Below are 12,364 nucleotides of genomic sequence, written 5' to 3' on the forward strand. Positions count from 1 at the left end.
GCGGCAGACATCCGGATACGGCTATTCGGCGCGATGGAACAGGTCGATCATGTGCATCATGCTTTTGAGATGCAGGAAATGCGGCACCACTTTTTCGCTCCGGGCCGCATAGCGTGCCGTCCAGTGGTGGGCCAGTTCCTGCGTGGCGGCGGCGTTGCCGCGCACCGCGCGCGCGTCGGCCTCGCGCGCATCGAGGCACGCGCGCGCATGCCGCGCGGCCGACCGGGCGAGCTCGCCGGTGAGGATGCCGTGGTGCCCCAGCGCGAGCCGCGGCGCCTGCAGCTGCTCGATCGCGTCCAGCGAGTGCCGATACGCGAACAGGTCCTGAAAGACCAGCGGCAGCCAGGTGGTGGCGTCGTGAAACTCGCCGAGCGCATCCGACACGAACCCGATGTCCAGTTGCGGGCAGTAGTAGCCGAACTGGCAGCGGCTGTGGCCCGGCAGCGCGATCGCGCGTATTTGCATCCCGTCGCCGATGTCGAGCTGCGTGCCCGGATTGACGGGGTAGAACGGCAGTTCGGACAACTCGGTGAAATCGCCGCCGTCGACGGGGCGCCACGACCGTGACGCGTGCGCGTCGAGCTGCCGGATGGTGCGGCACGCCGACGGGCTCTGGAACGCATCGAACGCGTCGGGAGAGCCGGACACATGGAGCCACGGCATGCGCGACTTGAGCGTCATCAGCAGGCTGCAATGGTCGTAGTGCGAATGCGTGATCAGCCAGTAGCGCAGATGCCGGATGCCGCCGAAATCCCGCAGCAGGTCGTGAAGCTGCTGCCACACGAGCTCCGTCATGCCGCTCAGGCCGCCCTCGATCAGCGTCGCGGCCTCGTCGTTGACGATCACGTACAGCGGCACGTCGGCCGTGCCGACGAGGGCCAGCCGCGAATCGATCCACCCGGGGGAAGCGTTCAGCATGTCGTTCAGCTCCGATAGAGCGCGCAGGCCCATGTCGCGCCCGCGCCGTAGGTCACGAGGAGGTTGAGCTGCCCGGCCGGCATGCGGCCTTGCTCGTGCGCGAGGGCCAGCGCGACCGGAAACGCCGCGCTCGCCATGTTGCCGAGCTGGTCGACGGAGATCATGCAGCGCTCGCGCGGCAGCCCGAGCCGCTCGATGACCGCGTCGAGGATGCGCAGGTTCGGCTGGTGCGGCACGACCAGGCCGATATCCCCGATCGTCAGCCGGTGCTTGTCGAGCATCTGCCGGCACGCGTCGACGATGCGCCGCGTGGCGTCCTCGAACATCGGCGCGCCTTTCATCCGGAAGTAATGCCGGCCGGCCGCGATGTCGTCTTCGTCGATGAAGCGCGGGCGTCGCGCGCCGGGCGCTTCGGTGCTGAGCAGGTCGAACTGGGTGCCGTCGGCGCCGAGCGTCAGGTCGATCAGCCCGCGCGCCGGGTCGTCCGTCGCCTGCAGCAGCAGCGCGGCGGCGCCGTCGCTCAGCAGGATCGACAGGTTGCGGCCGGCGTTGCTGGTGTCGATTCGCCGCGACAACGCCTCGGCGCAGATCAGCAGCACGTTGCGATACAGGCCGCTCGCGAGGAAGTGGCGCGCGATCTCGATCCCGTAGAGCCCGCCGCTGCATTGCGCGCGGATATCGAAGCACGGCACCTCCCGCAAGCCGAGCCGGGGCTGGATGTAGCACGCCTGCGACGGGTCGTGATGATCGGGCGACAGCGTATTGACGATCAGCAGGTCGACGTCGCGCGCCGTGATGCCGGCGTCGGCCAGCGCGCGTTCCGCGGCCGGGCATGCGAGATCGGCGAGGTGCTGATCGGGGGCGAGATAGCGTCGCGCGACGACGCCGGTGCGTTCGCGGATGAACGCGTCGCTGGTGTCGATCATGCCGGCGACTTCGTCGTTGCCGACGATCCGCTCCGGCAGCGCATAGCCGAACCCGGCGATGGCGAGGCGGGCGCTCATGTCCGCACCTCCTGCTTCGTCACGGCGGCGACGGCGTCGCCCGCATCGCTCACGACGGTTTCGCCCCAGCGCCACAATTGCGCGCCGAAGCCCCAGCCGGCGCCCGCGCCGGCCAGCACGACCTTCGATCCCGGCCGGATCACGCCCTGCCGGATCGACTCATACAGCGCAAACGGCACGGCGGCCGACACGAGACACGCGCAATCGGCCACGCGAATCACGTACTGGTCCTGCCTGAGCCCGAGCCGCTGCGCCCACGAGCGCACGAGCAGCGCCGACGGCTGGTGGAACACCATCGCATCGACGTCGGCGATGCCCGTTCCGCTCCGGTGCAGCAGCCGCTCGACGATATCGGGAATGGCCACCGGCATGAAACGCGAGATCGCTTCCTGTGCTTCGGGCTTGAGCGTGAAATACACGCCGAACGGGTTGTCGGCGCCGGTTGCCGCTTCGTCGTCCGCCTCGGCCCGCGCATTGCGCCACTGCATCGTCACGAGGTCGTAGCGGGTGGCATCGCTGTGATATGCGGCATCCAGCCAGTCGGCGCCGTCGGGGTCGGCCGGCTCGGCGACGAGCACGGCCGCGGCCGCGCCGTCGCCGAAGTTCGTCGACGATTTGCTGGTGTAGTCGACCACCGCCGACATGCGCTCCGACGAGCACACCAGGGCCCGCTTCACGCGCCCTTGCTTGATGAGATTGGTGGCGAGCTGCAGTTGCAGCACGAAGCTCGCGCATTCCATCTCGACGTCGGCGTCGAGTGCGCGCGTGGCGCCGAGCCGGTCGCGCAGCGCGCGCGACAGCCGCGGCGCGAAACGGCGCCGGCCGTCGGCGAGCGACACGAACGGCGACGTCATGTTGAACAGCACCAGATCGAGTTCGGCGGGCGCCACGCCGGCGCGGGCGAGGGCGTCGCGCGCCGTGCGCTCGGCCAGCGCCAGCTCGGATTCGCCGGCATCGGGGTCGATCATGTAGCGCGATTCGATGCCCCAGAATTGCCACCATTCCGCCGGGATCGGCTCGACGCCCGCGAAGACGGGATCGTCGTTGGGGACCTGGCGCGCCGGCAGGCGGCAGGCGAGGCTTGCGATTCGGACGTTGTTCACTCAGACCTCCATCGTGCTGCAGGCGATGCGCGGCCGGAACGGATCCAGCGTCAGGGCGATCACCGTGTGTTCGTCGTCGCGCAGCGACATCGAATTCGCGACGCGGGACGCGAGCCACGCGGGCAACTGGAACGGGTTCGGGACGTCCGCCGGACCGGGAACGACGTCGACGCGGAAATTCTCCCGTGCGTCGGCGACCGACGGCCATCCGCTCAGCCACGATTCGCAAAACAGCGTGGCGGCGCGCCGGTCGATGCGGCTTTGCACCGCGTCGAGCATCGCGCCGACTGCAGCGCTTGCATTGGCCGGTTCGGCGTCGAATCGGCCGGTGGCGCGATCGAACCGGCCCTCGAAGCGGGCCAGCGACAGGCCGCCGTTCACGCGCCGGGGCGCAAGCGCGTCGAGCGTCGCGAACGGGGGCGAGTCGAGATCCGCGTAGCGGCTCGCATAGGCGCGGTCACGGCCGGACGGCGTCAGCACGATCGCCCCGGCGCCGTCGGCGAAGCCGCTCGTCGCCACCTGTTCGACGTCCGCGAGCGCTTCCGCGCGAACGACGAGCGCGCGCCGATAGCCGAGCTGTGTGCAATGGCTTTGCGCGAGATCGAGTGCGAGCGTCCAGTCCGCGTCGAGCAGGTCGAACACGGCCGCATGCCGCGCACGCAGGTCGCGCTGCACGGGGTGCGCCAGGCGCGGGCCGGCGATCGACGGCGAGTCCGCCATCCGGCTGGGGGAAATCGACAGGCTGACGATCAGGTCCAGTTCCGACGGCAGGCAACCGGCTTGCAGCAGCGCCTGCCTGGCGGCCTTGATCGCGTAATCGTTCGCGCACGATTGCGCGGTGGTCGCGGGGGCCGGAATGGCCACCGCGGCGCCGAGAATTTTCATAGGGCACGCTCGCTTTGGACTGCTGGGTTCAGGGGACGCGCCGCGCCGTTGCTTGCCTGCCGAAGCACGGCGCGCCGCAATTTGCCGGATTCGTTGCGCGGCAAGCCGCCGGCGTGATAGGCAACGCGATGCGGACACTTGTACGGCGCAATCACGCTCTTCACGTGCTGCTGAAGCTGTGTCGTCAACGCGTCCGAGCCGTCGATGCCCGGGCGCAGCACCACATGCGCGCAGATCAGCGTGCCGCCCCATTCGTCGATTTGCCCGACGACGCCGCATTCGGCGATATCGGGGTGGCGCAGCAGCGCCTGCTCCACTTCGCCGGGCGACACCGTGTAGCCGGAGCTGATGATCATGTCGTCCGCGCGCGCCTGATAGAACAGATAGCCGTCCTCGTCCAGGTAGGCGCTGTCGCCCGTCAGGTTCCAGCCGTGCTTCACGTAGTCGCGTTGCCGCGCGTCGTTCAGGTAGCGGCACCCGGTCGGCCCCCGCACGGCCAGGTAGCCGATTTCGTAGGGCGGCAGGCACTGGCCGTGTTCGTCCACGACGGCAATGCGGTAGCCGGGCACCGCCTTGCCGATCGCGCCGCTCTTCGTTTCGGCGTCGCCTGTCGACGCGAAGATATGCAGCATCTCGGTCGACCCGATGCCGTCGATCAGGTGCAGGCCGGTGAGCTCCCGCCATGCGTCGCGCGTCCACGACGGCAGCGCTTCGCCTGCCGACACGCATTTGCGCAGCGACGACGTGTCATGTCCGTCGAGATGGTCGAGCATGGCCCGGTACGCCGCCGGCGCCGTAAACAGGATGCTGACCCGATGCCGCTCGACGGCCGCCAGCAGCCGTTCCGGGCTCGCCTTCGGCAACAGCACGACGCTCGCGCCGACGCTGACCGGAAACAGCAGCAGCGCGCCGAGGCCGAACGTGAACGCGAGCGGCGGCGATCCGCAGAAGACGTCATCGGCCGTGGGCTTGAGCACGTGCTGCGGAAAGCAGTGGCAGGTCGCCATCACGTCGCGGTGGAAATGCACGGTGGCCTTCGGTTCCCCGGTGGTGCCCGACGTGAACGCGATGAGGCAGGGATCGTCCGCGCGCGTTTCGACGGCCGCGAATTCCGCTGAATGGCCGTCGAGCCAGCGCGCGTGCGGATGCGTGTCGTCCGTCTCGTAGCGTCGAACGTCGCCGCGCCACTGCATGCTCGCCATCGCGGCGTCGAGCTCGGCCGACAGCCCGGCCTCGCAGATGACGTGCGTGACCCGGGCGCGGCCGATGATGGTCGACAGTTCTCCCGCGCGCAGCTTCGGCATCGTCGCGACGGCCACGCCGCCGGCCTTGACCACGCCGAACCACGCGGCGGCCAGCATCGGGTGATTGGCGCCGTGCAGCAGCACCCGATTGCCGGCCACGAGGCCCGCCTCGCGGACGAGCAGGTTGGCGATCCGGTTGCCGGCATCGCGCAATTCGCGGTACGTCCACGCGATGCCCGACTCGGTCCTGATCGCGACGCGATCGCCCCAGCCCCGTTCGTCGACGGCGGTATCCAGCAGCGCGGCGGCGCAATTGAGAAACGGCGGAAACTGCAGCCCCGGCAAGTCAAGGACAAACGTCGGCCAATCCTCGACAGGCGGCAGGTTCGCGCGGCAAAAGTCGTCCATCGTCAGCGCTCGCAAGAGTGTGAGTTCGAAGTCCGCAATAGCGGTGCGGCGCGGGCCAGCCCCCATGACAGGGCCCGCCCCGCGCAACCGGAATCGCGATGCCAGAAAGATGTGGTCGAAACGGCGGGCACATGTCGCCGGGCGACGCACGGAGAAGCCCGTCAATCACATGACGGGCTGCCGGTTTGCATGGATTTATTTCGTCTCATTTCATTTTCGAAATAAACAACAATCGATCGGTTTAATTCAGCAGAATTAGGATTGCGAATTCATCAATCGATGTAATTGGTGTCGAAAAAATTTGTGCCGCAAGCTTAACGGAAGCTAGCTTGGAAAGTAAACATTAATGTAGATGGGCGGTTCGATTTATTGATTGAAATCGATGCCATAAAATCGAGGCAGCTGGTCAAGTTAATCGATTTCGGTTAACCATCCCGGGATTTGTTGACTTGGATGGAAGGCGGGCTGCCGGGGCGCTGAATAAAGCGTCGCAGTGTTCACCGAGACGAAACGCGCCGGTTTGCCGAACGGCCCGCGCTCGCACGCGCAGTGGGCTTCGGGGCCCGGATTGCGCCCGCATGAATTTGCGGAATGGAATTAATGAATATTTTTATTTGAATAAAAGATCGAAATGCCGTGATTCTGCGATTTTATCGCCTAGCCGTCGAGCACCGACAAATCCCCCGGCAACGTCCGCTTGAACATCGCGAGCCTCTTTCGCGCAGCCTTCGGCGGCAACGCGATCGCGTGCCGCACCGCCGCCGCGATCAACACCATCGTCAATTCCGAGAACGCCGCCAATTGCGCGTCGGGCACCTCCGGCGCGAGATCCCGCAGCGCGCCCGCCAATAGCCCGGCCAGGAACGCGCCGTCCGCCTCGTCCAGCGCCTGCAGCGCGCGATCGGCCTGCGTCGCCCGCCAGATGTCCCGCATCAGCGGCGTGTCGACGAACATCTGGTAGTAGCTGTCGGTGATGCGGCACAGCGTGCCGTGCAGATCCTCGATCCGCTTCATCTTCGCGAGGTCGCGCCGCACGCATGCGTGCCCGAGCGCGTTGTGGCGCTCCGCCAGCGTGCCGATTACGGCCGTCTTGTCCGGGAAGTACTGGTACAGCGACCCGAACGGAATGCCCGTGCGCTCGACGATGTCGCTCATCCGGAACGCATCGCTGCCGTTTTCGGCCATCACCTCGGCCGCGCACGCGAGGATGCGCTCGACGCGCTCGCGGCTGCGCTGCTGGGTCGGCACCCGGCGCGCCAGGCCCGGCGCGCTGGCGTCTTCGTCGCTGCCGGTCTGCCCCGATTTTCGCGTTGCCGTTCGCGTCGCCATGGCGTCTCCAGAAAAACTTGACTTTCTAATGCGAGAGTCTATCGTTTTTCAAAAAACGCGAGATGTTCTCGTTTTTCAAGCAAGGAGACGCACATGGCCATGCATCCCGCCCTCATCGTCGGCGGCACCGGCAAGACCGGCGCGCGCGTCGACGCCCGCCTGTGCCGGCGCGGCATCGCGACCCGGCCGGTGTCGCGCTCGAGCGCCGTCGCATTCGACTGGGCGCGGCCGGACACGTGGCGCGCCGCGCGCGACTTCGCGGACTACGCGCGGGCAGCTGCCGCGACCGGCGTGTGGAGCGCCTGACCCATGCGCGCACTCGTTACCGTGATCCTGTTGTGGTGCTCCGCGATCGGCTGCGGCGTGCTGGCCGGCGTCTACTTCGCGTTCTCGGCGTTCGTGATGACGTCGCTCGGCCGGCTCGCGCCCGCGGCCGGCATCGCCGCGATGAACGCGATCAACGTCGACATCGTCCGGTCGCTGTTCATGCCGGCCTTCCTCGGCACGACGCTCACGTCGCTCGCGCTCGTCGTGCTCGCGCTGCTGCGCGTCGGCGAGCCGGGCGCGATCGGGATCGTCGCGGGCGGCGCGAGCTACGTGCTCGGCATGTTCGTCGTCACGATGGTTTTCAACGTGCCGCTCAACGACGCGCTTGCCGCGGCCGATCCGTCGAGCGCGGAAGGCGCCGCGTTGTGGGCGCGCTACCTGCGCGACTGGACGCTGTGGAACCACGTGCGCACGCTCGCGTCGATGGCGGCGTGCGGCCTGTTCATCGCCGCGATCGCGTCGCGATAGGCGGGCCGGTGTCGCGACGAGCGATACGCGGGCTACGCATAGAACGCCGACGGCGACACGCCGAAGTGCCGCTTGAACATCGCGGAGAACGCGCTCTGGCTGCTGTAGCCGTGGTCCATCGCGACGGTCAGCACCTTCTCGCCGTGCGCGAGCCGTTTCAGCGCGAGCAGCAGCCGCGCCTGTTCGCGCCAGCGCCGGAAGCTGAGGCCCGTCTCGCGCAGGAACGCGCGATGCAGCGTCCTGACCGAGAGGCCGAGGAGGTCGGCCCATTCGGCGATCGTGCGCGGGTCGTCGGGGGCGGCGACGAGCGCGTCGCAGATCGTCCGCAGCCGCGCGTCGTGCGGCCACGGCAGGTAGAGCGGCAGCAGCGGCGCGGCCGTCACCTCGGCGAGCAGCAGGCGCATCAGATGATCGTGGCGGGAGCCGGGCGCATAGTCGAGCGGCACGTCGACCGCCGCGAGGATCAGCTCGCGCAGCAGCGGATGCACCTCGACCACGCAGCTGCGGCCGGGCAGGTGTTCGACCGCGCCCGGTTCGACGAACACGGTGCGCATTTCGACGTCGCCGCTCATCTGCACGGTATGGTCGAGCCCGGCTTCGAGCCAGACGCCGCGCGTCGGCGGCACGACCCACGACGCGCCGTCCGACTGCACGTGCATCACGCCCGCGATCGCATAGAGCAGCTGCGCGCGCCGATGGCGGTGCGGCGCGATCCAGGTGCCGTTCGGGTAGTGCGCGGCCATCGCCGCGACGGGCATCGGCGTCGACTCGTACGGCAGGTGCACGTACGGGCGCAGGGATTCGAATGTCCGATTCGCGACAGGTTGTGACATGTTGGCGTGAGACAGGCAAGGGGGTGGGCGGGCACGATGACGCTTCGCTTCACGTCAGCTTCCTGCAACGAGTTTAATCCGCCGCACGCGATGAACAAGACGATCCATTTTCCTGCCCGCGCGGTCGCGCAACTCGCGCCACGATCCCCGGCGCAATCGCGCACCCTGCAAGGGGCATTTCGATGAGCGCCGACCCGCGCATGCCGGAGCCGATTCCGTCGCCCGAAGGCCTCATGTTCGGCCTCGCGCACAAGCTCGAGCGGATCGCGGCCGCGCTCGAGGCGATGACGCACACCGCGCGTCCGGCGGCGGCCGATTTCGACGCGGCCATCGCGTTCCGCTGGCACAGCGACGGCCGTGCGAATCGCACGCTCGAACCGATCGCGTCGCCCGCGCTGATCGGCTTCGACGCGCTGCGCAACGTCGAGCGCCAGGCGGCGATCGTCGAGCGCAACACGCGCCAGTTCGTGCGCGGCGGCGCGGCCAACCACGTTCTGCTGACGGGCGCGCGCGGCACCGGCAAGTCGTCGATCGTGAAGGCGTGCCTGCATGCGTTCGCGAAGGACGGGCTGCGGCTGATCGAAGTCAGCAAGGAAGGGCTGAACGACCTGCCGGCGATCGTCGAGCTGGTGCGTGCGCGGCCGGAGCGCTACATCGTGTTCTGCGACGACCTGTCGTTCGAATCCGGCGAGACGGGCTACAAGGGGCTGAAGACGGTGCTCGACGGATCGGTGGCGAGCGACCTGTCGAACGTGCTCGTGTATGCGACGTCGAACCGCCGGCATCTGCTGCCCGAGCACGCGAGCGACAACGCGGACGTGTCGCGCGCGGAGAACGGCGAGCTGCATCCGGGCGACGCGGTCGAGGAGCGGATCTCGCTGTCGGAGCGCTTCGGCATCTGGGTGACGTTCTACGGCTTCTCGCAGGACCAGTACCTCGCCGTCGTCGACAGCCGGCTGGCCGAGGCCGGCTTCGACGCCGCGCAGATCCGCGCGGCGCGCGAGCCTGCGCTGCAATGGGCGCTCGAACGCGGCGCGCGGTCGGGCCGCATCGCCGCGCAGTTCGTGCGCGATTACACGGGCCGGATCGCCGACGAAGCCGCCGAAGGCGAACGCGTGCTGCGCACGGGGTAACCCGCACGCGCGGCACCGCGCCGCGCATCGTCAGTACGCCCCGTCGCTGCCGCCTGCATCGGTGACGATCGCGACGCCCGAGCTCGTGCCGAGCCGCGTCGCGCCGGCGTCGAGCATCGCGACGGCGGTCGCGCGGTCGCGCACGCCGCCCGACGCCTTCACGCCGATGGCGGGCCCGACCGTGCGGCGCATCAGCGCGACGTCCGCGAGCGTCGCGCCGCCGTGGCCGAACCCGGTCGACGTCTTCACGAACGCGACGCCGAGGTCGCGGCACATCTTGCACACGCGCACCTTCTCGTCGTCGCTCAGCAGCCCCGTCTCGAGGATCACCTTCAGCGGCACCTCGCCGCACGCGGCCTGCACGGCCGCGATGTCGGCCTTCACGTCGTCGGCGCGGCCGCTTTTCAGCGCGCCGAGATTGATCACCATGTCGATCTCGCCGGCGCCGGCCGCGATCGCGGCCGACGCCTCGAACGCTTTCGCGGCGGTGAGGCCCGCGCCGAGCGGGAAGCCGACGACCGCGCATACCTTCACGTCGGTGCCGGCCAGCGCGCGTGCCGCGCGCGGCACGTTCGCCGAGTTGACGCAGACGGAGTAGAAGCGATGCTCGGCCGCCTGGCGGCAGAGCGCGTCGATCTGCGTGTCGCTGGCGTCGGCCGCGAGCAGCGTGTGATCGATGGTGCGGGCAAGTTGGGCGTTGGAAAGCGGCATGTTTCAGACTCCACTGAGCCGTGCGGCAGTCGTGCCGCACGAAAAGTTGATGTTTTCACATCGGTTTGTTACAAATACGACATTTCTTCGGCCGGGCCCTGGCGCCCGGCCCGGCAAGCGGCAGGCCGCCAGGACACGAGCATGGAAACCAGGAAGGGCGAACGGATCAAGACGCTGATGAACGTGCTGCAGGGGCAGAACGCGATTCATCTGCGCGAAGTCGCCGAGCTGTTCGGCGTGTCGGAAATGACGATCCGCCGCGACCTCGCCGACAACCCGCACGGCGTCAGCCTGATCGGCGGCTACGTGACCCGCCATTTTGCCGCGCAGCGCAGCGACATCGGCGAATACCTGATCAGCGCCGAGAACAACCGGCAGACCGAGGAGAAGCGCCGGATCGGCAAGCTCGCCGCGCAGTTCGTGAAGACCGGCGACACGATTTTCGTCGACTGCGGCTCGACCACGCCGTTCATCGTCGACTTCATTCCCGACGACCTCGAATTCACCGCCGTCTGCAACGCGCTGAACGTGTTCGCGAAGCTGCAGCAGAAGCCGCATTGCAGCGTGATCCTGTGCGGCGGCAGCTATCACCGCAAGAACATGGTGTTCGAGTCGAGCGCGGAAACCACCATCCTCGACACGATCCGCGTGTCGAAGGCGTTTATCTCGGCGGCCGGCGTGAGCGAGCGCTGCGGCGTCACCTGTTTCAACTTCCACGAAGTCGACGCGAAGAAGAAGGTGATGCAGCGCGCGCAGAACCGCTTCCTGCTCGTCGATCACACCAAGTTCGACGAAGTGCGCGCCGCGTACTTCGCCGAGCTGACCGACTTCAACTACGTGATTTCCGACGGGCAATTGAGCCCCCGCTACGAAACGGCGATTCGCGAGCACGGCATCGCGCTCGTGACCTGACGCCCGGCGCGCGTGTTTACGCATGCGGCGCGGCCGTCCGGTCGCGCGCCTCGGCGGCGCTCAGGTAGCCCGTGACGACCTCGAAGCGGCGGGTGCCGGCCGGCGCGAGCCGGGCGACGTGGCCCTTGCGGCGCTCCGCCTCGTAGCCCTCCGGTTCGCAGGTCGACGGCAGCACGAACGCGGCGACCTGCTGGTCCGCGTTGTGCAGGATCCAGCGGGCCGCGTGCGGAAACTGCTCGGGGCGATACGCGGTGTGGAACGCGCCGCCGTCCGGATGCGCGAGCAGGAAATGCGCGACGCCGTTCGCGTCGGTGCCGGCCTCCCGCATGAAGAACACGATCTCCGGGTCGTACAGCTCGGGCGTATCGAGCGCGTCGAGCCGTTCGGGCGCGCGGGCGAGCGCCGCCGTGTAGTCGCGCCACGCGGCGGTCGGCTGCACGTGCGCGGGCACGCTGTCGCGCAGGCGCAGGCCGCCGCGCGGCAGCGCCTGCACGAAGCGCGCGCCCGGCACGTACGCGTAGTTCAGGTGCGCCATGTACATCAGGTCCATCGGCGTGCCGCCGAGGTTGGTGACCGCCATGCGGATCGTCATCTGCGCGGCGTGCTCCGCGAGCCGCACCGACGGCCGCGCGACATAGTGGCTGCCGAACCCCTGTACATACTCGTACTCGCCCGTCACCTCGACGAACGCGCCGTTCGCGTCCGCGCCGACGATCACGCTCGCGCGATCCATCGGCGCGCACGGCATCTCGCCGTGCAGCGCGTGCGTGTCGCCGGGCCCCGGGCAGCCGTTGCGCAGCAGGCCGCTGTGGAACATGAAGCAGCCGTACGTGTCGAGGATCGACGTTGCGCGCTTCGGCTGCCGGAACATGTGCTTCATCGTCAGGTCGCGGCCGTCGAACGCGGCGGCCCAGATCATCTGGCCGAGATACGGCAGCACGACGATGTGGCCGCGGCGGTTCTCGAGCTTCAGTGCCTCGACGCCGGACGGATACGCGAACGCCGTCGCCGTGAAGCCGTCGGTGCGGTACAGCGTGCGCGGCGTGTCGCGGAAATCGTCGCGCCGCAGTTCGATTTCGCCTTGCATGC

Annotated in this window: 13 protein-coding genes; 4 read left to right on the forward strand and 9 right to left on the reverse strand. The window is 68.4% G+C overall.

All coding sequences use genetic code 11. The features are described from left to right. Positions 1-21 precede the first annotated feature (21 nt). The 6 genes from HWY45_RS10885 to HWY45_RS10910 form a co-directional block, all read right to left on the reverse strand. The gene (locus HWY45_RS10885) at positions 22-918 is read right to left on the reverse strand and encodes an MBL fold metallo-hydrolase (protein ID WP_059563239.1); all 897 of its coding nucleotides are present in this window, start codon (positions 916-918) and stop codon (positions 22-24) included. A gap of 5 nt (positions 919-923) precedes the next feature. Beyond that, complete coding sequence (locus tag HWY45_RS10890) at positions 924-1,922, reverse strand: ketoacyl-ACP synthase III (RefSeq protein ID WP_059563207.1); 999 nt, start codon at positions 1,920-1,922, stop codon at positions 924-926. Then, positions 1,919-3,025: a 3-oxoacyl-ACP synthase III family protein gene (locus HWY45_RS10895; RefSeq protein ID WP_063895617.1), complete on the reverse strand. Its 1,107-nt coding sequence runs from the start codon at positions 3,023-3,025 to the stop codon at positions 1,919-1,921. The genes HWY45_RS10890 and HWY45_RS10895 overlap by 4 nt, the downstream gene beginning before the upstream one ends. Next, positions 3,026-3,910, reverse strand: coding sequence for a beta-ketoacyl-[acyl-carrier-protein] synthase family protein (locus tag HWY45_RS10900; protein ID WP_059878596.1), 885 nt, complete (start codon positions 3,908-3,910; stop codon positions 3,026-3,028). Further along, the gene (locus HWY45_RS10905; RefSeq protein ID WP_059878599.1) at positions 3,907-5,562 is read right to left on the reverse strand and encodes an AMP-binding protein; all 1,656 of its coding nucleotides are present in this window, start codon (positions 5,560-5,562) and stop codon (positions 3,907-3,909) included. Before HWY45_RS10905 ends, HWY45_RS10900 begins: the two co-directional genes overlap by 4 nt. A gap of 657 nt (positions 5,563-6,219) precedes the next feature. Further along, positions 6,220-6,891, reverse strand: coding sequence for a TetR/AcrR family transcriptional regulator (locus HWY45_RS10910; RefSeq protein WP_059878602.1), 672 nt, complete (start codon positions 6,889-6,891; stop codon positions 6,220-6,222). A gap of 93 nt (positions 6,892-6,984) precedes the next feature. On the opposite strand from HWY45_RS10910, the gene HWY45_RS10915 reads away from it, so the two are divergent. Next, positions 6,985-7,197, forward strand: a complete 213-nt coding sequence (locus HWY45_RS10915) for an SDR family oxidoreductase (RefSeq protein WP_059878605.1) — start codon at positions 6,985-6,987, stop codon at positions 7,195-7,197. 3 nt (positions 7,198-7,200) lie between these two features. Beyond that, positions 7,201-7,686, forward strand: coding sequence for an anthrone oxygenase family protein (locus tag HWY45_RS10920; protein ID WP_059878608.1), 486 nt, complete (start codon positions 7,201-7,203; stop codon positions 7,684-7,686). A 32-nt stretch (positions 7,687-7,718) separates the two neighbouring features. Here the strand turns inward: HWY45_RS10920 and HWY45_RS10925 are convergent, their stop codons facing one another. After that, positions 7,719-8,519 carry an AraC family transcriptional regulator gene (locus HWY45_RS10925; RefSeq protein ID WP_059878611.1) on the reverse strand — a complete coding sequence of 267 codons (801 nt, stop codon included), beginning with the start codon at positions 8,517-8,519 and terminating at the stop codon, positions 7,719-7,721. A 182-nt stretch (positions 8,520-8,701) separates the two neighbouring features. Here HWY45_RS10925 and HWY45_RS10930 point away from each other — a divergent pair, with 182 nt between their 5' ends. Beyond that, on the forward strand, positions 8,702-9,652 hold the full coding sequence (locus tag HWY45_RS10930; protein WP_059878614.1) for an ATP-binding protein: 951 nt from the start codon (positions 8,702-8,704) through the stop codon (positions 9,650-9,652). A 30-nt stretch (positions 9,653-9,682) separates the two neighbouring features. Here HWY45_RS10930 and deoC read toward each other — a convergent pair whose 3' ends face one another. After that, positions 9,683-10,363, reverse strand: coding sequence for a deoxyribose-phosphate aldolase (gene deoC / locus HWY45_RS10935; RefSeq protein WP_059878618.1), 681 nt, complete (start codon positions 10,361-10,363; stop codon positions 9,683-9,685). Between the two features lie 141 nt (positions 10,364-10,504). On the opposite strand from deoC, the gene deoR reads away from it, so the two are divergent. Continuing rightward, positions 10,505-11,275, forward strand: a complete 771-nt coding sequence (gene deoR, locus HWY45_RS10940; protein ID WP_059563215.1) for a DNA-binding transcriptional repressor DeoR — start codon at positions 10,505-10,507, stop codon at positions 11,273-11,275. Between the two features lie 16 nt (positions 11,276-11,291). Here the strand turns inward: deoR and HWY45_RS10945 are convergent, their stop codons facing one another. Next, complete coding sequence (locus HWY45_RS10945; RefSeq protein ID WP_059878621.1) at positions 11,292-12,362, reverse strand: aldose 1-epimerase family protein; 1,071 nt, start codon at positions 12,360-12,362, stop codon at positions 11,292-11,294. Between the last annotated feature and the right edge of the window lie 2 nt (positions 12,363-12,364).

The organism is Burkholderia stagnalis (genome assembly GCF_902830275.1).
GTDB lineage: Bacteria > Pseudomonadota > Gammaproteobacteria > Burkholderiales > Burkholderiaceae > Burkholderia > Burkholderia stagnalis.

Excerpts from the sequence above, each read along its gene's own strand:
- HWY45_RS10885 (WP_059563239.1), bottom strand. The coding sequence starts at position 918 with ATGCTGAACGCTTCCCCCGGGTGGATCGATTCGCGGCTGGCCCTCGTC.
- HWY45_RS10890 (WP_059563207.1), bottom strand. The coding sequence starts at position 1,922 with ATGAGCGCCCGCCTCGCCATCGCCGGGTTCGGCTATGCGCTGCCGGAG.
- HWY45_RS10900 (WP_059878596.1), bottom strand. The coding sequence starts at position 3,910 with ATGAAAATTCTCGGCGCCGCGGTGGCCATTCCGGCCCCCGCGACCACC.
- HWY45_RS10905 (WP_059878599.1), bottom strand. The coding sequence starts at position 5,562 with ATGGACGACTTTTGCCGCGCGAACCTGCCGCCTGTCGAGGATTGGCCG.
- HWY45_RS10910 (WP_059878602.1), bottom strand. The coding sequence starts at position 6,891 with ATGGCGACGCGAACGGCAACGCGAAAATCGGGGCAGACCGGCAGCGAC.
- HWY45_RS10915 (WP_059878605.1), top strand. The coding sequence starts at position 6,985 with ATGGCCATGCATCCCGCCCTCATCGTCGGCGGCACCGGCAAGACCGGC.
- HWY45_RS10920 (WP_059878608.1), top strand. The coding sequence starts at position 7,201 with ATGCGCGCACTCGTTACCGTGATCCTGTTGTGGTGCTCCGCGATCGGC.
- HWY45_RS10925 (WP_059878611.1), bottom strand. The coding sequence starts at position 8,519 with ATGTCACAACCTGTCGCGAATCGGACATTCGAATCCCTGCGCCCGTAC.
- HWY45_RS10930 (WP_059878614.1), top strand. The coding sequence starts at position 8,702 with ATGAGCGCCGACCCGCGCATGCCGGAGCCGATTCCGTCGCCCGAAGGC.
- deoC (WP_059878618.1), bottom strand. The coding sequence starts at position 10,363 with ATGCCGCTTTCCAACGCCCAACTTGCCCGCACCATCGATCACACGCTG.
- deoR (WP_059563215.1), top strand. The coding sequence starts at position 10,505 with ATGGAAACCAGGAAGGGCGAACGGATCAAGACGCTGATGAACGTGCTG.
- HWY45_RS10945 (WP_059878621.1), bottom strand. The coding sequence starts at position 12,362 with ATGCAAGGCGAAATCGAACTGCGGCGCGACGATTTCCGCGACACGCCG.